Source organism: Pseudomonas sp. GNP014 (assembly GCF_054344005.1).
In genome coordinates this window covers 1,375,968-1,399,321 of record NZ_JBTGUS010000001.1, presented here as the reverse complement: position 1 = coordinate 1,399,321, position 23,354 = coordinate 1,375,968, and the positions used below count along the sequence as shown (strand labels likewise).

Sequence of the window (23,354 nt, the reverse complement as noted above, 5' to 3'; positions counted from 1 at the left end):
GTAGTCCAACAGTAACCTTGCGACTAGTAGTGTTTTGATATCAAGTCAGAGCAAAAAGGACTAACCAGTTAACTTTTTATCGCGATTTCAAAGGTGAAACGATTGAGTCGTGACCGCGCTTAATCACTTGGCGATTTGAACGTGATCAACCGCGCTTGCGCGCCGCCGGCATGGACCTCACCCGCGATGCGCCAAGTGGCAGGCAACGGCAAAAATTCCTGCGGATCATCCAGCGTGCCAATAAGCCATACCCGGCCGTTAACGGGCAGTTCGGCAAGGCTGTCCAGATAGACATCGGCGGCCACCAGCGTGCCGAACCCGTAGTCATTGGGCCGCGTCGAACGGCCATCCGCTGCCGGTGGCGTGTACAGGCGAACCCGTGCGCCGCTGCGATCGTAGTAGACGTAGCTCAAGTACCAGAGCATGTCGCTGGTGACGATCCGGTCGCCCGCCTGGAAATGCTGGTTGACGTAGTTCACCACGCGGTCGAACTGGTCATTGCGGTCCACCGTGGCGTTTGTGTTCACCCCGACCATTTCGACCCCGATCAGCGCCACCAGCACTGCCAGCGCCAACAGCCGCATGCGACTGTACACGCGGTCGATGGCCATCCCGGCCAGCATCGGCAAACCCATTGCGTAAGCGGTCAGGTAGCGCTCGATGAACACCGGGGTGATAAATGACACCGCGAACACCAGCAGCAGGGGCAGGCCGGTGTACAACGCCAGCAGGACACTGCCACGGGACACGCTGCGATCACGTATCACGGCCACCGCAACCAACAGCAGCAACGCCAGCGGCAAGGCGCTGAAGATCAACAGCGAGCGAGCATCGCCATCATCCTGGGTCAGCCACGCCCAGATCATCGAAGGCAGCGATGCCAGGGTGACCGGGTCTTCCCAGCCGACATCGCCGCCGGTCTTGAGCTGCTCCATATGTTGCAGCAGGTCGAACACGTTGGGCAGCCAGGGCAGGTACAACACAACGATGGCCAGATTGGCCAGCCACCAGTCGGCGCGCTGAATGTGGCGAAAACGGTAGCCGCGCTGCAGGCGGATCACCCCCAGATAAATCCAGTGGCACAGCGCCGCGAGCACGGCGAAGTAGTGAGTGTAGAACGCCGCCGTCATCAACAACGCATACACCACCAGATAGCGATGCCGTTGCGGCCGCCTGATCCAGTAGATCAGCGCCAGCATGGCCGCGATCAGCAACAACCCGAGCAGTGAGTACATGCGCACTTCCTGGCTGTAGCGCACTGCCGTCGGCAACAGCGCCAGCAACACCCCGGCGAAGATCGCGGCGCGGCGCGTGGCCAGTTGATCCACCAGACGGATGCCCAGCCCCACTGCAGCAATGCCCGCCAGTGCGCTGAGACAGCGGATCGCGAAGATGCCGTCACCGAACAGCTCAATCCAGCCGTGCAGCAACATGAAGTACAGCGGCGGATGCACATCGCGCCCGGCGTGGTGCCAGATTTCGCCCAACGAGTAACGCGCCAGCAACAGGCTGGACCCTTCATCGCCCCAGATCGCCGCAGCGCTCAGATCGTAAAAACGCACGGCCGCCGCCAGCAGCAGGAGGGGCAACAGCCAGTGTTCTCTGGCCCAGCGAAGCAGGCGCAAACGGCCAAACCATGAGCCCGGGGTTGCGTGTGGATCCTGCGTGTCACCCACCGGCGTTACTCTGTTGAGCGCCATTGCTTCCTCTCGCTGTACTGCGTCACCACGGATATGGGTGCCAAATCCTGCCCGTCACTTTAGGTCAGGCGCAGGAGAGCCGTCGATGCCGGCCGGCGTTTTCACGACATCCGGCAACCTTGCCAATCCCGGTCTACGCTCTGGCGTGGCGTGACCTGGCCACGAAGTGCCAAGGCAATTGCAGCAGCCTGAATTCACTTGCGGCCCGCCGACCACCAATCAGAAGGATGAGGACTTTATGGACGTTTACATGGGCACGGTTATGACGTTTGCCTTCAACTTTGCGCCCTCCGGCTGGGCCTTGTGCAACGGTCAGATCATCGCAATCCAACAGAATCAGGCACTGTTCGCATTGCTGGGCACCACCTACGGAGGCAACGGCACCACCAACTTCGGCCTGCCCAACCTGCAGAGCCGCATGCCGGTCTGCCAAGGCTCCGGTGGGGGGCTGACAACACGGATCATGGGAGAAACCTCCGGCACCGAACAAGTCATCCCGACCCTCAGCAACCTGCCCGCTCATACCCACACCCTGGCCGGCCTCACCGCCACCACCACGGTGCAACTGGCCAACCCGGCCAGCAATCCGCTCGGCACCCCCAGCGCGACCAATGCCTATATCGGTGCATCGGGCACCGGGCCGGGTCTGGCGAATATCTTTTCCGATGCCCAGGGCGCCTCAGCCGTTCCTCTCAAAGGCGCCGCGACCACTATCACTGGCACCATCTCGCCGGCCGGTAACGGCTTGCCGCTGCCCATCATGAACCCGTATCTGGTGCTCAATTTCAGCATTGCGCTGAACGGCATCTTTCCTTCGCGTAACTGATCGACCGCCGGGGGATCACCTCCCCCGGTTTCCTACCTTGCCGGAGCACAACCATGCTGCAATCGGTTCAAAGCCAACATTTCCAGGCCTTGCTGGGGCGCATCGGCACCCTGCACCTGCCCGACGGCAGCACCCTGCAAGTCCATATCGGGCAACTTGAGGAAAACCCCTCGGCAAAAATGCGCTACAGCGAACGCATGCCGTTCAGCGTCGAGCTGAACAGCGTGGAGCCAACCGAATTCGTCGATGGCCTGTGCGCGCTGGAGCTGCCGGAACTGGGGCGGGTACAGGGCATATTTGTCTCGCGGGTTCCGCCGATGGGGCGGGATCCGCAGTTGGCGTATTTCCACATCACCTTCAACTGAAAATCCTGGATTTCCGCGTGCCGGTTGAATGTGTAACTGCAATTTGGGAAGCGTCTGACATCAATTCTTCGGCGGCCTTGTTAGCGTTGCACGCAACTGGCTCCGGAACGTTCGTTGCGCGCAAGACCAAGGAAGGTCTGCGCGCAATCGTTGCATCGACGTCCGAGAGCCTGTGCCCCGTCACAGGACAAGGAATAAAGGATGTCGACCACCCATGCCCGCTTCAGCCTCTCGCTTAACGACGTTAAACACGACCTGCAAGTCCTCTCCTTCAGCGGTCACGAATCGATCAGCCAGCCCTACACCTTCGAGGTCGAGCTGGTCAGCGAACGAGCGAATCTGCGCCTTGAAAGCCTCATGCACCAGCAGGCGTTCCTGGCGTTCGACCTCGAAGGCCATGGCATCCACGGCGTGATCAATCGCGTCGCCCGTGGCGACAGCGGCAAACGCCTGACGCGCTACAGCCTGACACTGGTTCCGCGCTTGGCGTATCTGCAGCATCGTTGCAATCAGCGAATATTCCAGCAGATGACCGTGCCACAGATCATCACCCGGATTCTCGCGGACAACGGTATTCAACGTGACCTGCACCGGTTTCATCTCGGTGCCGACTATCCGCCGCGCGAATACTGCGTGCAGAAGGAGTCGGATCTGCACTTCATCCAGCGTCTGTGTCAGGAAGAAGGCATTCACTACCACTTCGAGCACAGCCGGGAGAAACACTTGCTGGTGCTGGGCGACGACCAGACGGTCTTCCCCCGTCTGGACCGCCCGACGCCCTACCGCCAGGACAACGGCATGGTTGCCGAAACGCCGGCAATCCAACAATGGCAGGTACGGGTGGAAACCCGCCCGACGGCGACCGTGCGCCGCGATCATGATTTTCGCAAGACGCGCTTTCTGCTGGAGGCGACCCATCGGCCCGACAGCAACACGCCGCGGCCGGCGCTTGAGGATTATCGCTATCCGGGGCGCTTCAGCGACGGCGCACGGGGCAAGCAACTGACCCACCGCGCCCTCGAAAGTCATCGCGCCGACTACTTGCAGGGCTGTGGCCACAGCGATCAGCCCAGCCTGGTGTCCGGCCATTTCCTGTCGATCACCGAGCATGCCTGCGAGGAAAACAATGGACTGTGGCTGCTGACCGCAGTCAACCACCGCGGAAAACAATCAGCGGTGCTGGAAGAAACGCTGGGCGAGGCCAGCGCCGGCGCTGCCGACGGCTTCGTTGAAGGCTACCGCAACGACTTTGTCGCCACGCCATGGGACGTGATCTACCGCCCGCCGCAATCATTCGTGAAGCCACGAATCTTCGGTAGCCAGACCGCTGTGGTCAGCGGCCCCGTCAACGAAGAGATTCATTGCGATGCGTATGGTCGGGTCAAGGTCCAGTTCTACTGGGATCGCGAAGGCAACCACGACGACCACAGCAGTTGCTGGCTGCGGCTGGCCTCTAACTGGGCCGGCAACGCCCATGGCAGCGTGATGCTGCCGCGGGTCGGCATGGAAGTGCTGGTCAGCTTTCTTGAGGGCGACCCGGACCACCCGGTCGTCAGCGGCTGCCTGATCAACAGCGCCAACCCCGCCCCCTATGAATTGCCGGAACACAAGACCCGCAGTGTGTTTCGCTCACGCAGTTCACCGGACAACGGCGGCTTCAACGAATTGCACGTGGAAGATCGTGCCGGCCGCGAACTGATTTACCTGCGCGCCCAGCGCGACCTCGAGCACAAGGTGGAAAACGACAGCCGTCTGGACGTCGGCAACGAGCGCCACGAGACCATCAAGGGCAACAGCATCAGCGTGTTGCAGGCCGAAGAACAGCGCACCGTGCACGGCGACCGCAAAACCCGGCTCCACGCCAGCGACCACTTGCACGTCAGCGGTGACAGCCACAGCCGGGTCGATCAGTTGCAGGCGATCGAGGCCGGTCGGCAAATCCACCTCAACGCCGGCGATCATCTGGTACTCAACGCCGGCAAAAGTATCAGCATCACCGTCGGCGGCGAGCACCTGGTGATCGGTCACGGCGGCATTTTCAGCAGCAGTGCGATCCAGGTCGGCGGCAGCCCCATAGCGGTTGCGCCGGCGCGGGCCGCGATGCCCGATGGCGTCGACGACCTGGCGGCGCCAGCGCCATTGCCCGCCGTGCTGGCGTCCACGCAACGCGCGCTGATGAACGCCAGCCATGCCATGGGCGCGACCTTCTGCCCGCTGTGTGAAGCCTGCCGCGAGGGCATCTGCCAGCCACGGGAGAACGCCGCATGAGCGAAGCCTTTGCGCGCCAGTGGATGACCCGCCAATTCGCTTCAGGGCATGGCCTGTATCTGCTGCTCGACTCACAACCACAGCAACGGGAAATCCGTCAGTGGTTACTGCAAACCAGCGACTTCGAGCACTACCGCATCCTCTACAAGGACACGCCCGTCGCCGAACTGGCGGATAACGGGCCGTTTGTTTTCGCCCTTGAACGGTATGACGACAAACGCATCGCGCCGCTGCTCGCCCGTCCGGAGGACAACTGGGGATGGCTGTTCAGCCTGCCTCAAGCCTGCCTGTGCGCTTGGGTCGAACACTGGCAGCAACGACTGATCATCGGCGCCCGCCCGCATCAGGCGCTGTACCGCTTTCACGACAACCGCGTGCTGAGCCGGACACTGGCGCATCTGCCCTCCGAAGCCATACCGGCCTACCTCGGCCCGACGCTCAGCGTGTGTTACTGGCAGGGCACGCAATGGGAGAGCAGCGACAACCCGACGCCCGGCCGCTACCCAGTGCCGGAGTCCCCGCCGTGGCTGCAAGCACCCGCACCTGCGGAGCAAACCCGCGAGATTCGCCAGCTCAACGCTCACCGTTTCCTGCTGGCCGAACACGAACAGGCCTACGCCGACCTCGCGCGAACACAACCCCCGGAAATCTGGCTGCGTGAACGTCTCGAGCAGGCAGATGAGTGGGGTTGGCAGACACCGCAGCAGCTGGCGTTTCTGCTGATCCACAGCGTGCGAATGCCTGCTCGTGGGGTCGATGCGCAGTGGCAAGTGCGTCCGGGGGAAACACCGCTGGAGCATTTCGAACGGGTGAGCCATTGGGTGAACACGATGGGTGGAGGTGCAGCGCAGTGAAACGATTTTTTCGACAAGCCGGGTGGGCGGGCTGCATGGGGATGTTGTTCGGTTGTGTGGCGAGTCCGCCCGACAGCTTCACCTTCACGGCGGATCTGCCGCCGGGATTTGTTTATCAAGCCATCGCCAAATACGAACCCGACATAGGTGAAACCTGCACCGTCCCGGACGGCCGGAATACTGCGGTTGGCTACAACCTGAAGTGGCGCGAGCACTACGAGCCGGTTTCTGAAATAGCTATTCGCAGAACGGTGCGCGGCTGCCCGTTGGTGATCCGCAAAATTGATCTGGAAATCTACTTTGCCTACGGGAAAGACCGGGGTGACTTCGCGTCGGACTATGCCGCTGTCGCCATACGCGGTGAGCTGGAGGAAAAGTACAAAGGCACTTTCGACGAAGCCGGAGAAAGCAACTTTTACGGCCAGTGTCAGTGGCTGTTCCGCACGATGGGACCCTACCGTCGCATCGTAAAACTCCTCGACTGCAAAAAAACCGATGAGCTTGGCGCGCTCGCACGAGGTCGCCCGTTTGCCGCCTACACCCTCGACCAACTGCCGGGCAAAACCGTGCGGATGAAGATCGATTTGGCGGCGGAAGAACGGCCTGGTTGGGGAGACACCTGGGTCAAGGTACCCAACGGCTGGAAGCGCTGCATGGGCGAAAACTTTGAAGACCAACATGCTTACTGCAACGGTAATTACACCGATTTCAGCACCTTCCAGATGGTCGATGGCCGTATCTGCACCATCTATCCCGGCTGCACGGAATAAGGAATGTTCCACATGACATCACTTGAAAAAGGGGTGCACAGCTACCTCACCGGGCCTCGCTTGCGATGCATGGCGGTGCTGGGGAGTTGCTTCGCTCTTATTGTTGGCTGCAAGAGCAGTCCGCCCGACAGCTTCACCTTTACGGCAGATCTGCCGCCGGGGTTCGCCTATGAAGCCATCGCCAAATACGTGCCCGCCAAAGGAGAAACCTGCACCGTCCCGGACGGGCGAAATACTGCGGTTGGCTACAACCTGAAGTGGCGTGAGCACTACGAGCCGGTTTCAGAAATTGCGCTCCACCGGACGGTCAAAGGTTGTCCGTTGGTGATCTGGAAGATCGATCTGGTGATCAGGTCTGCCTACGGAAAAGACTGGGGGGACAAGAGTGGGGACTTCGCAGCGGTCGTTGTACGCGAAGAGCTGGAGGCTCGTTACAAGGGTGTCTTCAACGCGGAGGCTGAAAGCCGCTTTTACGGCCAGTGCCAATGGCTGTTTCGCACGATGGGACCTTACCGCCGCATCGTAAAACTCCTCGACTGCAAAAAAACCGATGAGCTTGGCGCGCTCGCACGAGGTCGCCCGTTTGCCGCCTACACCCTCGACCAACTGCCGGGCAAAACCGTGCGGATGAAGATCGATTTGGCGGCGGAAGAACGGCCTGGTTGGGGAGACACCTGGGTCAAGGTACCCAACGGCTGGAAGCGCTGCATGGGCGAAAACTTTGAAGACCAACATGCTTACTGCAACGGTAATTACACCGATTTCAGCACCTTCCAAATGGTTGATGGCCGTATCTGCACCATCTATCCCGGCTGTACGGAATAAGGAGTGTTCCACATGACGTCACTGGAAAACGAACTGCAATCACCATTGAACGACCGGATGCTGAATTGCCCCACTCAAGGGAATTGGAGCAGTTTTCAGTTGGTTGATGAATTCGGAATGGCAGAAGCCTATGCAGGGCTGGCCTACGATGCAGTCGATTCCGAGGGGCAGACTTACAGCGGATACCTGGACGCCGAGGGTTTTGGCCGGGTGACCAATTATTGTGCCGGCCCCATCGCACTTTCATTTGATCGCACTTACGAAGGATCTGATGAACCCTATAAAAGTTTGATCACCAGACCCCACTACCCCCTGAAAATCACCGAACTCCAGGTTCGCGCCGAACAAACCCGTTACCGCAATCCCGACGCCACCCGTAACCGCGAACAACCCGTTACGGACGGCGACGAATACATCCAGGTAGAGGTGCGCCATCTGGTCCGGCATGTCGCTCATCTGCCGCCCGAGGTCTATCGCCACTACCCCGCCAACAGCGGCCTGTCAGCGATCATGGGCAAGCATGCACAGGTCGGCATCGCCCTGGCCTCGCGCAAACACTCGGTGCTGGAAGTGCGTGCATTGCGGGCCTTGCGCCCGATGCTGTCGACGGCGCCGGAGTTCTGCGCACTCAACCTTTACCAACTGGCATTGATGGCCACCCTGAGTTACTGCCCTTTTGGCCAGAAACCCGCCACCGCGCCGATCAAGGAACCCTGGGTGACCTTCCCCACACAACCCAGCGTGGGCAACTGGTTCGCCGATGCCCTGGCCAAGTCCGACGAGTTGTGGCGCGTCGACGCCGCGCAAAGCACAGCCTATTACCCCCTGTATGAAGACGTGGCGTACTCCAGAAGGCTGGAAATCGTGCCGTTCGATCCGGCGCTGTATGAGGTCAATGATCCGGCTCTTGGAGAGGATCAGGAGCACCCAGAGAAGATCCACTTTCTCGACGACAGACTCCTCGGGAAAGAAGCGACCGACACCCAGGCGTTCATTACTCACAATGACGAGCTGATCCTGATTGCAGTGCGTGGAACCTTAGAGATCATTCCTGACGGGTTGCGCGATGCCGATGCATTACAAGTGCCGTTCGAAGAGGGAGAGGGTCAGGTCCACCGCGGTTTTTACATGGCAGCACAGACTGCATACGAGTTCGCGGTGAAATACCTCGACAGATTCTACGCCGGCCAAAAACTACTCATCTGCGGCCACAGCCTCGGAGGCGCAATCACCCTGCTGCTCGCGGAAATGCTGCGCCGCCGATCGAATTTCACTTACAACATCCAGCTCTACACCTACGGCGCCCCCCGCGCCGGCGACACCGTCTTCATCAAAGCCGCCACCCCGCTGGTGCATTACCGCATGGTCAACCACAACGACCCGGTACCCAGCGTGCCGGGCAGCTGGATGAACACCAAGACCGGGGTCTACGGGGCGGGCGCGGCGCTGATGTTTACCAATGTGCCGGTCGGGCTGTCGGTATTCGTCGCGGGCATTACCAACTGGACGGGGGAAGCCTATGCCCACCACGGCACCCTGCATCACGCCATGCCGGTGGAGTTCGGGCGTCAGCAGGTGTCTTCGATCCTGTGGGAGCCGGGCTGCGACACCATCACCCAGCACGCCGCGTGCACCGTCGCGCTGCAGCAGAAAAACGGCCTGCCGGATCGTCCGGGCTTGTTGCGGCAGATCTTCAACGCCGGGCATCACTCGATGGTCGGCGGCTATGTCCCGGCGTGCTGGGCAGCCTTGCGCCGTTGGCAGCAGGCCCATGAAGCGAATCGCACGCGGGTCACCGACCGCGAGTTCGAATGGGTGGACGAGGCGCTGCTGCGCATTACCCGGCAATTACGCGCCGCCCGCAAGGATCTGCTGGCCCGGCCAGCGGCCTACGTGCGCACTCAGGAGCGCACGATCGAGGCGATCAGCCACGAAGTCAGCCGCATCGAGACCACCCATGCGCGCCTGAGCGCTCTGCGGTATAAACGGGTCAGGGCCACGGACGTCTATGGCCTGTTCGCCGCACAGCCGGAGTTGCTCGCCGAAAGCGTGCAACGCTGGCGCGCGCACCCGGAAAACCTCAAGGAAGAACAACTGGCGCAGGCACCGGACAACGCCAGCAACGACGCGCTGCTGACCTCACTTTACGGGCATACGATTGGCGCGCCGCATACGCTCGATATCGACTCGATCATCTAACGCAACCTCACCTTCAACTGACTGCACATCCCCCTGTAGGAGCGAGCCTGCTCGCGAAAGCGTCCTGTCAGCCAACAACGATGCTGGATGAACCGCCGTCTTCGCGAGCAGGCTCGCTCCCACAGGGTTTGTGCAGGCCTAGCCCTGCGGATACCAGACCAGCCGCTCCGCCGCAGGATTGCTTTGCTCCACCGCGAAACCCAGGGCCAGGTAATGCCGGCGCGCATGCGGGTTGCTGGTCCAGACCACCGTCGCCACCGGGCAGCGGATCTGTTGCGCAGCTTTCTGCACGCCTTGCAGCACAGCACGGCCAAAACCCTGGCCGCGCGCCTGCGGGACGAAGGCCAGGTACAGCACGCGAATCTCGTTGGGGCCGAAATCAGTGCTGAGGGCACCGATCGCCGTGCCGAGTTTTTCCACCACGTAGTGCATGGCGTTGGGGTAGTTGTCGCCCATGCCCTGTTCCTGCACCTGGAACTGCTGGGCGACCACTTGCTGCACCTGTTCCGGCTCGCCGTCGATCCACTGCAGATCCGGCCGCGCGGTTTGATACAGGCTTTGTAGAAACGGCCCGTCGGTTGGTCGCGAAGGTCGCACCACCAATCCTTCTGCCGCCACTGCTGCGTTGTCCGCCATCGTGCTCTCCGTTAGAAACCGCTTTCCCTGACCCCCAGCGCCGCCATCCGGCGCCACGCCACACCGAGCAACGACTCACCGTTGCCCTGCACCACCACCACGCCGCGCAATGGCTGCACCGGCGTCGCTGGCGCATCGACAGCGCTCAGGCGCACGCCGTACTGCGCCTGCACCGGTTCTGCGCGTTGCTGTTGATCGCGGCGCACGGCGATCGGCCCGTGGTGATCGGAGGTCAGCGCCTCCTGATCGACATAGGCCACGCCGTTGCTGTCGATTTCGTTGAGTTGCACGGCGAGCGCCGGGTGCATTGGATCGTCTGCAATGAAGCGCCCGCTGGCCCCCGGTTTGACTCGCCACAATTCGGATTCGGCCAGATAACCGCGCAACCGTGTGCCGTCTTCAACCACTCGCGCCAGCGCATCATGGGTCGACAGCCAGCGCCCGGGCGTCAGGTTCGGCAGCAGATCACGCACACGACCGGCATGCGGGGCACGCAACAGCAGACGTTCACGCTGAGCGCTCAGACCGCGATATTGCGCCACCGCTTCGGCCAGTTTCTGCTCGATGATACTGGCGTCGGCGGCGGTTTCGCTGCGTCCGGCCTGACGGCGCATGAGCAATTGCTGGATCTGGATTTCCCGGCGGACGATGACCAGTTTCGAGTCGAGATCCGGGGATTCGAGCTCGATCAGCACATCGCCCTGGGCGACCGTTTGCCCGTCTGCAACCTTTACCGTTTTCACCCGCGCCGACGCCGGCGCGTGCAGGGCACTGGCGCGCCCGGCCTCAAGCATCGTCGGCAATTCCACCGAACTGCGCCACGGCACAATCAGCACCAGCAACAGCCCGAGCACCGCGAGACTGCTGAGCAGCACCCGTGGACCGTGTGCCTGTTCGCGGCGGCTCCACCACTGGCGCCACTCACTCATGATCGGCAAGAAGATGAACCACACCAGTTCCACCAGCATCAGGAAGATCCCCAACACCTTGAAGAACAGGTGATAGACCGCCAGCGCGATCCCGAAAAACAACGCTGCACGCCACAGCCACGAGCCATACCCCCAGATCAGCAAACGCCGTTGCATCTTCGGCGACCATGGCTCCGGCGCCGGCGCGCCATAACCGAACAAAAATTCGCGCAAACGCCAGCGACATAAGGCAAAGGCCCGGCCCTGAAGGTTGTCGACCTCCCACAGGTCACTGAGCAGAAAATAGCCATCAAAGCGCATGAACGGATTGAGATTGACCACCAGCGTGGTGATCCACGTGGCGCTGGCGAGCATGAACGCCGCCGTGCGTCCCGGGCCGTCGGGCAACAGCGACCAGGCCAGCAGCGCGATACACGCCAGCAGCAGTTCCGCGAGCACCCCGCCAGCGCCGATCAGCAAGCGCGCGCGACGGTCATTGACCCGCCAGGCATCACTGACATCGGTGTAAAACATCGGCAGCAGCACCATGAACGCCACGCCCATGCTCTGCACCCGACACCCGGCGCGCTTGGCCATGAACGCATGGCCGAATTCGTGGCACAGCTTGGCGAAGAACAAGGCCACGCCAAACGCCAATGCACCGCCGAGGCTGAACAGGTGCGGGAAGGTACCGACAAAACGCTGCCAGTCCCGCGACACCAGAAACACCCCAAGGCCGAGGGTCGCCGGCAAACCGTAGCGCAACAAACGCGGACCGAAGCGCTCCAGCCACGGCCAGGCACGGTTGAGAAACGCATCGGGGCGCCACAGCGGAATGCGGAAGAACAGGTATTGATGCAGCAGGACTTGCCACAGGCTCTGCTTCTGCGCCAGAGCCTTGAGCCGGTAGCTGGCGCGCTGCTGATCATCCATGGCGCTGATCAAATCGTGCCCACGGAGAAACCCCAGCAACTGCTCAAGCTCATCGCCGTCCAGCGGCAGGCCCGGCTCGCGATTGGCTGCGCGCAAGACTTGCTCGGCGTCGCCCAGCGACCAGTGCCGCAACAGACGCATCGCCGCCGTACCGAGCTTGAAATAGCGACCGCGCACCGGATCGGCGAGGGTCCAGCGCGGTGAACCGTCCAGGGCCGGCGCCGCGGGCGACAGTTGCAGATCGGCACGCAGGCTCGGCAGGTTCATTTACAGGCCCACGCTCTGGCGCAATCCGGCCAGGGGTCGGCGCAACAGATACAGGGCCAGCGGCGCACGATCGCCAAAGATTTTTGCCGTGCCGCGCAGGCCGATGCGCGGTGGCGCGTCAGCGAAACTGGCGTCGAGCCGATACGCCAGTTGCCCGCCCGCTGTCGGCTGCGCCTCGTAGGCCGAGCGCTCCAGCGTGGCGAGATGGCGCTTGAGCGGATCGCTGTCGAGAAACAGTGAGACTTCAGCACCCGGCGCCAGCGCAATCGCATCACCCACTGCCAGTTCGATGCGCAGTTCAGCCTGATTCGGGTCGGCGATTTCCATCAGCCGTTCTCCGGTCTGCACCGGTTTGCCGGTCAGGCGCTCGGCATCGGCGAACACCGCAATCCCGTCGCGTTCGGCACGCACTTCGCTGCGCGCCAGTAACTCGCGGGCGTAATCGCGCTCGGCACGTTTTTGCTCGGCACGGGCGGCGAGCAAATCGACCTTGGCGCTCGACTCTGCATCGGCAAACGAACGTTGTGAATTGGATTTCAACTCCGCTTCGGCCACGCCCAAGGCGCGCTCGGCGACATCGGCCTGGGCCTTGAGCGTGGTGCTTTCAAAACGCAGCAGCACGTCGCCGGTTTTCACCGCCTGATTGGGTTTGACCAGAAACTCGGCAATCACCCCATCCAGCGGCGCCGCCACCACACGGCCGCCCAGCGGCACCACTTCGGCCGGGGCCAGCACCGATTGACGCACCGGGATCAGCAAACCGAGCAGCAGCACCGCGAACAGCGCCACCTGACGCTTGCGCGTCCAGCGCAGGCGCCACGGCTTGCGCGGTTGCAACGCCAGCCAGGCATGACTGTAGGTGTCGCCGAGTTGCGACAGCAGGACTTGTTCGGAAGGATTCCACGGCACATCGCGGGCCAGCCACAACCCGCCGAACACTTGTCCGTCGCGATCAATCAGCGGCAACCAGAACACTTGCGCGGCGGACAGGCTGCGCCAGTCCGCCTGAATGCTGTCGTTGAGCAGTTCAGGAGCAATCACCCTCGCCTGCTTCAGCACATCCTGTTTGAACAACTGCGCCACGGCCTGTTCGACAAATGCCACGAACGGCGCATTCGGCTCGACGGCGCTGACGCCGGTCACGGCCTGCACTTTGCCGGCGATCAACAGTGCCGCATGACGGAAGCCGAACAGCGACTGACCGTCATTGACCAGGCTGTAGGCCAGTTGCGAGGTATCGTGGGCGGCGCGGGTCTGGCGTTCGAGGTCGAGAAAGCGGGCGAACACCTGTTCGGCGCCGCCGCTCACCGGGGCGTTCACTTCAGCTCCGGGAAACGTGCGGTGCCGCTCATGCCGGCCAACAAGCCTTTCGCTTCCGGCAGTGTTGCTACCAGCAACAGTGTTTGACTGCCTTCGTCGATACGCGCGCCAAGGCGTTTGACCGTGGCAGCGATCGGCTGCCCGGTTTCATCGGGCACGAAACTGAAGGCCTGGCCGGGTTTGAGCTTCGCCATCCAGCGCGACGGCACCAGCAAATGAATTTCGAGGGTGCGGTTATCCACCACATCGAGCAGCGGCGCGCCGGCCGACACGCTCTCAAAGCGCTGCACCTTGCGCTCGACCACCTGCCCGTCGAACGGCGCGATCACGCTGCAGCGTTTGACCTGCACCTGATACACCTGGGATTGCGCCTGGGTCTCGCTGACCTTGGCCTCGGCCCGCGCCACTTCGAAACGCCCGACGGAATTGAGTGCGGCCAGTTGCCTGTTATGCGCCAGTTCTTCACCGGCACCACGGCTGGCCGCCTGCGCCGCATTGAGTTGCGCCTGATAGGCCGAGCAATCGAAACGTGCCAGCGTGTCGCCCTTTTTGAACGACTCACCCTCGCTGAACGGCAACTCGACAATCCGCCCGGACAATTCGCTGGCCAGCACGGCCTGATCCCGTGCGCGCAACACACCGCGCGCCTCACTGCCGGAAGCCTGCGCAGGCGCTCCGTTATCCAGCAGCGGATCGTCTGCACCGGGCGTTTGCGCCTGAACTGCACACGCCACCAAGGTCAATCCCACAACCCAACCACGAAAACGCCGCATAACCGCTACTCCCTGTCGGATGTGCGGAGTCTACGACAGCAGAGGTTAGCGTCAAGCAAAAGGCCAGCATTGCTCTGAAATGTGATGCTGCAAAAGAGCAGAGCGGTTCGAATTTGTTTAAACGCCGCAGGCTTGCGCCCTTGTCCTGCGAAACGTACAGACGCTTTCGCTCGCGCAGAAAAGAAAGGGACGGTAGACAAAAGCTCTCCAAGAATAAGGTGCGGCGTATTCTCCATCAGTTCCCGCTTCGCGTCCCCACCCCTGAAAAACCTGCGATCAAGCCGGATTATTGGTAGCGACTGCTGCCGGATACACCGACTCCCATCCCCCACCCAGCGCCTTGTACAACCCGACCATGGCCAGCGAAACGCCGGTCGAACTCTCGACCCACTGCTCCTGCGTCGCCAGCAACGCACCTTGCACGGTGAGGACATTGACGAAATCGACCACGCCTTCGACGTATTGCTGTTGCGCGGTGCGCAGGGCGATCTGGTTCTGGCGTACGGCTTCGGCGAGGCTGTCGCGGCGGCGTTGGCTGGCGTTGTAAGCCGTGAGTTGATCGTCGATTTCATGCCAGGCACGCAACACGGTTTGCTGGTAGGCGATGGCCGCTTCCTGTTGTTGGGCTTCGCGCAGTTGCAGCATGCCGCGCAGGCGTCCGCCGTCGAACAGCGGCAGGCTGAACTGCGGGCCGATGCCGAACGCGCGTGAGCCCCAGGAGCCGAAATCACTCAGCTGCATGGCTTGCGAGCCGACGTTGCCGGACAGGGTGATACGCGGATAGAAATCGCCGTTGGCCACGCCGATGTTGGCGGTGGCCGCGTGCAGGCGCGCTTCGGCCTGGCGGATGTCCGGGCGACGCTCGGCAAGCTGTGACGGCAGGCCGATGGCGACTTGCAGCGGCGACTGCGGCACGGCGGCGTCTGTGGATAACGCCTTGGCCAAGGCTTGTGGCGGTTCGCCGATCAACAGGCTGATCGCATTGATCAGTTGCGACTGGCGCTGTTCAAGCGCGGGCAGACGCGACTCGATGGCCGCGACTTGCGCGGCGGCTTCGGCGACGTCCAGATCGGTCGCCACACCATCGTTCAGGCGCAGTTGCGAGAGTTTCAGGCTGTGCCGGGCGACATCGAGGTTCTGCTCGGTGACCGCGCGAGTGTTCTGCACGCCGCGCAGCTGGATGTAGTCCTGCGCGGTGTCGGCAAGGACCGCCAGCAATACACCGCGACGGTCGTTTTCGGCGACCTCGAGACTGGCGTCGGCGGCTTCGGTTTCGCGGCGCACGCGGCCCCAGACATCCAGTTCCCAAGCGGCGGAGAAACCAGCGTCCCACAGGTTGAAAGCGGAATCGCCGTTGTGCCCGGACGGATCACTCAAGCCTGCGCCGCTGTTGCGTTTGCGTGCGTAACTGCCGGTGGCGGCGGTGTTCGGATAGCGATCCGCAGTGATCACATGGCGGGCAGCACGGCTTTGTTGCAAGCGACTGCTGGCCAGTTGCAGGTCGAGGTTGCTCTTCATCGCCCGCTGCGTGAGGGCCGAGAGCTGCGCATCATGGAAAACGTCCCACCAGCGTTCGGTCAGCGGTTCACTGACTGCCTGGCTGGGGGCGGATCTGGCGGGTTTGGCCCAGTCGGCGATTTGTGTGGCTTCGGGCTTGTGGAAGTCCGGGCCGACGGTGCACGCGCTGAGGCTTACTGTGAGCAAGACACTCAAGCCGAGTTGCTGGCAAGCCTGCTCCCACAGAGATCTCTGTTTGAAGTGAGGATCCTGGACAGCTTGCACAATACCTGTGGGAGCTGGCTTGCCAGCGATGGCGCCAGCCGATTCAACAACATTCATCGCTGAGTCACCTCGCGCTCCGCCGGCGCCGAACTGCGTGTATCAATGCTCGCCTCCACCGACATCCCCACCCGCAAGCGCTCGGCCAATGGCTGGCCCGGTTCCAGCAGGATTTTCACTGGAATCCGCTGCACGACCTTGGTGAAGTTACCCGTGGCGTTGTCCGGTTTAACCGCCGCAAAGGTCACGCCGGTGGCCGGCGCGATGCTCTCGACGCGTCCACTCAGCGCTTCGCCGCCAAGACTGTCGACGCGCACCTGCACGTCCTGCCCGGGCTGCACGTCGGTCAGTTGGGTTTCCTGAAAGTTGGCGACCACATAGGCCTGCTTCAACGGCACCACTGCCAGCAACTTGCTGCCCGGCGTCACATAGGCGCCAACGCGCACCGCGCGCTCCCCGACCATGCCGTCCTGCGGGGCGGTGATGCGCGTGTAGGAGAGTTCGAAACTGGCAATTTCCAGCGCTGCCTGCGCATGTTTCAAACTGCCTTCGGCGGCATCGCGCTGCGCCGTCAGAATCTCCACCTGCTTGCGCTCGGCGGCCAGTTTCGCGCTGGCGGTATCGAGCCGTGCGCTCGCCTGATCAATACGGGTACGCGCCTGTTGCGCGTTCTGCACCGTGCCGGCGCCGACACCGGCCAGGTGGTTGTAGCGATTGAGTTCCTGCTGCGCGAAAGCCATTTGCGCCTTGGCCGAGACCACCGAGGCCTGGGCCTGGGCGATCACCGAGGTCTGCCGTTCCAGCGTCGCCCTGGCGTTTTGCAATTGGGCGCGGGCGACCAGGGTCTGCGCATCGGCGGCCTCGGCGGCGGCGCGCAAATCACGGTCATCGATCAACGCCAGCAACTGCCCGGCCTTGACCTGCTGGTTGTCTTCCACCAGCACGTCCTTGATGAACCCGGCCACGCGCGGCACCACCAGAGTGTAGTCGGCAGAGACGAACGCATCATTGGTGTTCTGCTGAGTACGTTTGCCGAACAGGCCTGGCATCGCCAGATACATCAGCACGCCGACCGCCAGTGCGGCAGCCGCGGCCACCGCGAGTTTCTGTTTTGCTTGAGTCGTCATAAAAACCTTCTGTTTCAGTACAGCCGTCAGGTCGGTGCGCGCGGTGGGAAGATCCGCGTCGGCAGCCAGAAAATCAGCAGGATCAGCGCCACTGCGACGCCCGCCATGCACACATAGAGGTCGGACGAAGTCAGCACCACGGCCTGTTCGTGCAGGCGATGGGCGAGCCCCGGATCGCTGCGATCAGCCAGAGGCGAATTGCCAAGGTTGTCGATCAACATGGTCGAGTGGAAATGCAGGCGCGCCGTGGTCAGCGCTTCGATCACACCGGTGGCGACCACCGCCGCCAGGCCTTTCACCGTGTTGAACCACGCGGAGGCGAACGGCCCGTCCTGCGGCTGGATGCTGCCGGTGGACAACATCAACAGCGGCAGCACCGACATCGGCTGGCCGAAGATCTGCAACCACTGCAGGAGGTAGAAATTGTCGCGAATCCACTCCGAGGTCAGCAGCGAGCCGCCCAGGCAGGACAGCGTCAACAGGCTCAAGCCGATGCCAAGCACCCAGCGACAATCGACCCAGCGCAGGTTGCACAGCGCCGCCACCAGCGGCAGCGCGAGCAACTGCGGCAAAGCGGCGATCAGCATGATCGGCGCGGTCTGCACCGGGCGATAACCTTGTACCTGCGCCAGATAGCTCGACGGAATCAGCACCACGGCCTGCAACACCACCAGCACCCCGGCGAGGGTCATCAGTGCGAACGACAGGTTGCGGATGCCGAGCATCTGCAGCTTGAAAAACGGAATCGGCTGCGACCACTCATTGATCAGAAACGCCACCAGCAACAGCGAGCCGGCGCCGAGCAAACCGCAGATCAGGTCCGACTCGAACCAGTCCAGCCGGTTGCCCTGGAGCAAGCCGATCACCAGCATGCAGATCGCCGGAAAACCTAGCAGCAGGCCCTTCCAGTTGAACGTCTTAAGGCGCTCCAGGCGCAGCGGGTCCTGCGGAATGCCCCAAGCGATCATGGCCATGGCAATCAGGCACGGCACGATGATTTGCCAGAACGTCCATTGCCAGCCGACGTATTCACTCCATAAGCCGGCCAGCGGCGTGCCGAGGCCCGGGCCGAATGTCGCCGTGAGCGCGTAGCCGGCCAGGCCATACAGTTTGAAATTGGCCGGCAAAAAGCGCAGGGCCACGGTCATCAGCATCGGCGGTAACGCGCCACCGGCCAGCCCTTGCAAGGTGCGCATCAACAACAGGCTTTCGTAGTTGGGGGCGAACGGGCACAGCAAGCCGAGCAACGTGAACAGACTGATCGCGCCGAGGGTGAAACGGCGCAGCGAAAAGGTCACCGAGCACCACGGTGCGAACGCCATTGCCGCCACCGAGGTCGCGGCGTAGCAGGCGACCAGCCAGGTGCCTTCGTCGTAGCCAATGTTCAGCGCGCCCCGGATATCGGCGAGCGCGACTTTGGTCACCATCTCGTTAAGACCCGAGACCAGCACCGCCAGCAGTACGCCGACCAGACCGGTGATGATCCGCGCGCCGAACAGCGGTGGCGTGGCCGCCGTCGCCGGACTGGCCGCAGCGATGGGCGCCGGAGCCGTCAGGGAAGTCATGAATGCACACTCCGGAGGGAAAAATACCGGAGCATCTTAGTCGGGCTTACTACTGACGAAAATTGACTTATTGGCAGGATATAAGTGCGTCAGACACAACTATTTCGCTGTAGGAGCGAGCCTGCGCCGTTTCGGTCGATATTTTCGCCGACTGATACACCGCTGTCGCGAGCAGGCTCACGCCTACAGGGTTCGTGTGGTTTTCGGAATCAGGGCTGGGCGGCCAGCCAGGTTTCGTCGCAACAGGCCTTGAGCGTCTCGCGCAGCCAGCGGTGCGCCGGGTCCTTGTCGAAGCGCGGGTGCCAGGCCTGGGTCAGCATCAGCGTCGGCAACGGGACTGGCAGGTCGAATGAGCGCAGCTTCAGACCCAGTCGGCGCACACTCAGCAGCGCTTCCTTGGGCACCGGCAGGATCAGGTCGGAATCAGGCAAGGCAAACATCGCCGCATGGAAGCTCGGCGCGATCACCGCCACCCGCCGCTCCAGCCCCAAGGCGTTCAGCGCAGTATCAATCGGGCCACGGGCAATGCCACGACGCGACATGCTGATGTGGGAGAAACCGGCATAACGCTCGGCGGTGATTTCGCCGTCGAGCAACGGATGATCCTCGCGCACCAGACCGACAAAATGCGTGGAGAACAGGTTCTGCACTTTGACTTCCGGGGTCACCGGCCGGGTATTGCTGACACTCAGGTCGATCCGCCCTTCGCGCAACGCTTCATCGTCGCCGTCGCCTTCCGGGACAAAGCGTAATTCGCAATGCGGGGCCTGCTGGTCGAGGGTGTCGAACAGTTTTCCACCGTACACACCGACGAAAAAGTCGTTGGCGCGGATGCTGAAGCGGCGGCGCAGAGTGCCCAGTTCGACGGCGTCTGCCGAGCGGAACAACAGCGCGGCGTGTTCGACCACATCGCGCACCTGCTCGCGTAATTCCAGGGCTTTGGGTGTGGGCACCAGGCCACGGCCGGCGCGCACCAGGATCGGATCGCCGATGGCTTCGCGGATGCGCGTCAGCGTGCGGCTCATGGCCGCCGGGCTGAGGTTCATCCGCCGCGCGGCACCGACCACGCTGCCCTCGTCGAGCAAGGCGTCGAGGGCGACCAGCAGGTTCATGTCCGGCAGTTGCATACAGAGCACTCGTGGCTGATCAGGATTGATCTGCACGCAATCCTAGCAAACATCGTTTAAGTAAGGAGGCGCCCGACAGGACGCCATCGCTGGCAAGCCAGCTCCCACTTTGATTTAGGGAGCTCACAAAGTCTACGGCCACCGCAAAACCTGTGGGAGCTGGCTTGCCAGCGATGGGGCCAGCCGCAACGCCACAGAATTACCGCTGCATCCCCCACCGCTTAACGGTCACCCGCTCCAGCGTATCGAAAACCAGATTCTCAACGAGCAACCCGATCAAAATCACCACCGCCAACCCGGCAAACACCTTGTCGGTATACAGCTCATTGCGATTCTGAAAGATGTACCAACCCAGCCCGCCCTTGCCACTGGTCGCACCAAACACCAGTTCTGCCGCGATCAATGTGCGCCAGGCAAACGCCCAGCCAATTTTCAGCCCGGCAAGAATCGACGGCAGCGCCGCCGGGATCAGGATAAACAGCACCAGCCGCAAACCCTTCAAACCGTAATTGCGCCCAGCCATGCGCAGAGTTTCCGAAACGCCGAGAAACCCGGCATAGGTGTTCAGTGCCAGCGCCCAGAGCACCGAATGCACCAGCACGAAGATCAGGCTGTTCTGCCCGAGGCCAAACCACAGCAGCGCCAATGGCAATAAGGCAATCGCGGGCAACGGATTGAACATCGAGGTCATCGTGCTCAGCAGATCACGGCCCAACTGCGTCGATACCGCCAACGTGGTCAGGGCAAATGCCAGCACGATGCCGATCAGATAACCCTTGAGCAACACCACCAGCGATATCCACACCTTGGCCAGCAACTCGCCACTGAGCAGGCCGTCGAACAGCGCATGGCTGGTTTGCAGGAAACTCGGCAGCATCAGGTCATTGTTCTGAATCCGCGCGACCACTTCCCACACGACAGCGAGCACAATCAGGATCAGGCCTTTACGCAGCCAGCCCTGTTGCCACAGCTGCGTTCCGAGGGACAACTCGCGCTCGACCAGCACTTCGGTCAGCGGCTCCAACTTAATTTCGAATTCTTCACGCACGGATGATGAATGGCTCATCGGGTAGTCCTCCTGGCCGCTCAATAAGCGATGCGAATGTCGTTGAAGTCGTGGTCACGCTCGGTTTCCGGCGACTGGCCTTCATCGAACAGCAAGCGATGAATGCGCCGCGCCGACTCCTGAAACGCCACGCCGCCAAGGCTTTGCAGATCGTATTGATGGCTGTGCACTTCAGCGCGCACCCGCCCCGGGTGGGGTGACAGCAGCAGGATGCGATTGCCGACCACCAGTGCCTCTTCGATCGAGTGCGTGACGAACAGCAAGGTGAAGCGCACTTCTTCCCAGAGCAGCAGCAATTCTTCCTGCATCTTGCGCCGGGTCAGTGCATCCAGCGCGGCGAACGGCTCGTCCATCAAGAGGATTTTCGGCTGCATCGCCAGCGCCCGGGCAATCGCCACCCGCGCCTTCATGCCGCCGGACAACGTGTGTGGATAAGCATCGGCGAACGCCGCCAGGCCAACTTTTTCCAAATAGTGCAGCGCGCGTTCTTCGGCTTCTTTCTTCTTCAGAGTGCGCGACGCGAGGAGCGGGAACATCACGTTCTGTTTGACGGTTTTCCACGGTGGCAGCTGATCGAATTCCTGAAACACCACAATCCGGTCTGGGCCCGGTGCGTCGACGCGCTGGCCTTGCAGGCGGATCTCGCCTTCGCACGGTTGAATGAACCCGGCCACCGCTTTGAGCAGGGTCGATTTGCCGCAACCGGACGGGCCGAGCAGCACGTAGCGATCGGCCGGGTCGATTTCAAAACTGACCTGGTGAGTGGCGCGCACCACGCGTTGCGGCGTGCGGTATTCGAGGCTGACGTTGTCCACTGCCAACAACGCTTCGCTGCGAGCGATCGGGTTGCTGGCCGCGTGGCCTTGCAAGGGAGCGTTCATTATTTGATCAATCTCCGGCGAATCAGAAAGGCGCGTCGCCCTGAATGGTCGTGCGATACAGCTTGCGGCGCAGGTGCGCGGGGCAGCCCGCGGCGAGGTGGATCAGCGAACGGTTGTCCCAGAACACCATGTCGTGGGGCTGCCACTGGTGGCGGTAGATGTTTTGCGGCAGCACGCTGTGGGCATAGAGCTCGGCGAGCAGCTGCTTGCTCTCGTCTTCCGGCAAACCGACGATGCGCGTGGTGAAACCTTCGCTGACAAACAGCGCCTTGCGGCCGTTTTCCGGGTGGGTACGGACGATCGGGTGCACGACTTCGGCGACCTGGGCCAGTTGCTCCGGGGTCAGCGTCGGACGCCAGTTACCTTCGAATTTGGTCTCGCTGTAGCGCGCCGTGTAGGAGTGCGCGGCCGAGCGACCTGCGACCGCTTTGCGCAGCGCTTCAGGCAGGTGGTCCCAGGCTTTGTGCATGTCGGCGAACAAGGTGTCGCCGCCCTCGGACGGCAGTTCTTGCGCGTGCAGCATCGAGCCAAGGCTCGGCAGCTCTTTGTAGGAGAGGTCGGAGTGCCAGAACTTGCCGGCATCGCCGAGGCCGATGTTCTGGCCGTTTTCGACGATGTTGGAAACGATGAGGATTTCCGGGTGATCCGCCAGCAGGAACTGCTTGAGCACGTGGATCTGCAACACGCCGAAACGGCGGCTGAAGTCGATCTGCTGTTGCGGGGTGATGCGCTGGTCGCGGAACACCACAACGTGGTGATCCAGATGCGCGCGGTGAATGCGGGCGAAGTCCTGGTCGTTGACCGGGCGGGTCAGGTCCAGGCCGATGATTTCGGCACCGACGGCACCGCTGAACGGACGAATCTCGAAGGTTTGCGGCGCGGCAGTCGCGGCGCTTGGGGTGGCAGTAGCTGCGGACATCTTTCAATCTCCCACGCACGACGCGCTCACGGGCGCGCTCGTCGATCAGACACTCACGCTGGATTGCGTGTTGGTTCAGGTCGTGCGGCGCGCCGATTGGTCGGCAGGTACGCAGGTGGATGACTTTAAAGCTATAAGAACTGGAAATTAAATACCGTTAATGAATAACGATATGGCGGATGGTGAGGAATGGACTGGATGGTGAGTGACGATTAGTGTCACTTTTGGGCGTAATGCGGCGATTTA

19 protein-coding genes are annotated in these 23,354 nt (G+C 62.1%); 7 read left to right on the top strand and 12 right to left on the bottom strand.

Going from position 1 to position 23,354, the window contains the following annotated elements; translation table 11 throughout:
- Positions 1 to 119 precede the first annotated feature (119 nt).
- Positions 120 to 1,700 (bottom strand): glycosyltransferase family 39 protein, encoded by a 1,581-nt coding sequence (locus ACXX9E_RS06425; protein ID WP_458555184.1) that lies wholly within the window; start codon positions 1,698 to 1,700, stop codon positions 120 to 122.
- Between the two features lie 238 nt (positions 1,701 to 1,938).
- On the opposite strand from ACXX9E_RS06425, the gene ACXX9E_RS06420 reads away from it, so the two are divergent.
- The 7 genes from ACXX9E_RS06420 (at position 1,939) to ACXX9E_RS06390 (ending at position 9,807) form a co-directional block, all read left to right on the top strand.
- On the top strand, positions 1,939 to 2,526 hold the full coding sequence (locus tag ACXX9E_RS06420) for a phage tail protein (RefSeq protein WP_128614045.1): 588 nt from the start codon (positions 1,939 to 1,941) through the stop codon (positions 2,524 to 2,526).
- Between the two features lie 53 nt (positions 2,527 to 2,579).
- A complete protein-coding gene (locus tag ACXX9E_RS06415) occupies positions 2,580 to 2,891 on the top strand; it encodes a DUF6916 family protein (protein WP_123470375.1) in 312 nt (103 codons plus the stop codon).
- Between the two features lie 201 nt (positions 2,892 to 3,092).
- Positions 3,093 to 5,159 carry a type VI secretion system Vgr family protein gene (locus tag ACXX9E_RS06410; RefSeq protein ID WP_458555183.1) on the top strand — a complete coding sequence of 689 codons (2,067 nt, stop codon included), beginning with the start codon at positions 3,093 to 3,095 and terminating at the stop codon, positions 5,157 to 5,159.
- Positions 5,156 to 6,013, top strand: a complete 858-nt coding sequence (locus ACXX9E_RS06405) for a DUF4123 domain-containing protein (RefSeq protein WP_128614047.1) — start codon at positions 5,156 to 5,158, stop codon at positions 6,011 to 6,013. The genes ACXX9E_RS06410 and ACXX9E_RS06405 overlap by 4 nt, the downstream gene beginning before the upstream one ends.
- The gene (locus ACXX9E_RS06400) at positions 6,010 to 6,783 is read left to right on the top strand and encodes a hypothetical protein (RefSeq protein ID WP_458555182.1); all 774 of its coding nucleotides are present in this window, start codon (positions 6,010 to 6,012) and stop codon (positions 6,781 to 6,783) included. Before ACXX9E_RS06405 ends, ACXX9E_RS06400 begins: the two co-directional genes overlap by 4 nt.
- Before the next feature lie 69 nt (positions 6,784 to 6,852).
- Positions 6,853 to 7,608 carry a hypothetical protein gene (locus ACXX9E_RS06395; protein WP_458556571.1) on the top strand — a complete coding sequence of 252 codons (756 nt, stop codon included), beginning with the start codon at positions 6,853 to 6,855 and terminating at the stop codon, positions 7,606 to 7,608.
- Positions 7,609 to 7,620: 12 nt separating this feature from the next.
- The gene (locus tag ACXX9E_RS06390) at positions 7,621 to 9,807 is read left to right on the top strand and encodes a lipase family protein (protein ID WP_458555181.1); all 2,187 of its coding nucleotides are present in this window, start codon (positions 7,621 to 7,623) and stop codon (positions 9,805 to 9,807) included.
- 138 nt (positions 9,808 to 9,945) lie between these two features.
- Here the strand turns inward: ACXX9E_RS06390 and ACXX9E_RS06385 are convergent, their stop codons facing one another.
- The 11 genes from ACXX9E_RS06385 to ACXX9E_RS06335 form a co-directional block, all read right to left on the bottom strand.
- On the bottom strand, positions 9,946 to 10,443 hold the full coding sequence (locus ACXX9E_RS06385; RefSeq protein ID WP_123470361.1) for a GNAT family N-acetyltransferase: 498 nt from the start codon (positions 10,441 to 10,443) through the stop codon (positions 9,946 to 9,948).
- A gap of 11 nt (positions 10,444 to 10,454) precedes the next feature.
- The gene (locus ACXX9E_RS06380) at positions 10,455 to 12,551 is read right to left on the bottom strand and encodes a site-2 protease family protein (RefSeq protein WP_458555180.1); all 2,097 of its coding nucleotides are present in this window, start codon (positions 12,549 to 12,551) and stop codon (positions 10,455 to 10,457) included.
- On the bottom strand, positions 12,552 to 13,871 hold the full coding sequence (locus ACXX9E_RS06375) for an efflux RND transporter periplasmic adaptor subunit (protein WP_458555179.1): 1,320 nt from the start codon (positions 13,869 to 13,871) through the stop codon (positions 12,552 to 12,554).
- Entirely contained in the window at positions 13,868 to 14,644 is a 777-nt protein-coding gene (locus ACXX9E_RS06370; protein WP_458555178.1) for an efflux RND transporter periplasmic adaptor subunit, read from the bottom strand. The genes ACXX9E_RS06375 and ACXX9E_RS06370 overlap by 4 nt, the downstream gene beginning before the upstream one ends.
- Before the next feature lie 276 nt (positions 14,645 to 14,920).
- On the bottom strand, positions 14,921 to 16,483 hold the full coding sequence (locus tag ACXX9E_RS06365; protein ID WP_458555177.1) for an efflux transporter outer membrane subunit: 1,563 nt from the start codon (positions 16,481 to 16,483) through the stop codon (positions 14,921 to 14,923).
- Positions 16,480 to 17,550: an HlyD family secretion protein gene (locus ACXX9E_RS06360; protein WP_458555176.1), complete on the bottom strand. Its 1,071-nt coding sequence runs from the start codon at positions 17,548 to 17,550 to the stop codon at positions 16,480 to 16,482. Before ACXX9E_RS06360 ends, ACXX9E_RS06365 begins: the two co-directional genes overlap by 4 nt.
- Before the next feature lie 26 nt (positions 17,551 to 17,576).
- Positions 17,577 to 19,115: an MFS transporter gene (locus ACXX9E_RS06355; protein WP_267805122.1), complete on the bottom strand. Its 1,539-nt coding sequence runs from the start codon at positions 19,113 to 19,115 to the stop codon at positions 17,577 to 17,579.
- Between the two features lie 209 nt (positions 19,116 to 19,324).
- Positions 19,325 to 20,242 carry a LysR family transcriptional regulator gene (locus ACXX9E_RS06350; RefSeq protein ID WP_336347980.1) on the bottom strand — a complete coding sequence of 306 codons (918 nt, stop codon included), beginning with the start codon at positions 20,240 to 20,242 and terminating at the stop codon, positions 19,325 to 19,327.
- A 199-nt stretch (positions 20,243 to 20,441) separates the two neighbouring features.
- Complete coding sequence (locus ACXX9E_RS06345; protein ID WP_458555175.1) at positions 20,442 to 21,308, bottom strand: ABC transporter permease; 867 nt, start codon at positions 21,306 to 21,308, stop codon at positions 20,442 to 20,444.
- Positions 21,309 to 21,328: 20 nt separating this feature from the next.
- A complete protein-coding gene (locus tag ACXX9E_RS06340) occupies positions 21,329 to 22,189 on the bottom strand; it encodes an ABC transporter ATP-binding protein (protein ID WP_186748077.1) in 861 nt (286 codons plus the stop codon).
- 22 nt (positions 22,190 to 22,211) lie between these two features.
- Positions 22,212 to 23,108 (bottom strand): TauD/TfdA dioxygenase family protein, encoded by an 897-nt coding sequence (locus ACXX9E_RS06335; protein ID WP_123470344.1) that lies wholly within the window; start codon positions 23,106 to 23,108, stop codon positions 22,212 to 22,214.
- Positions 23,109 to 23,354: the final 246 nt, after the last annotated feature.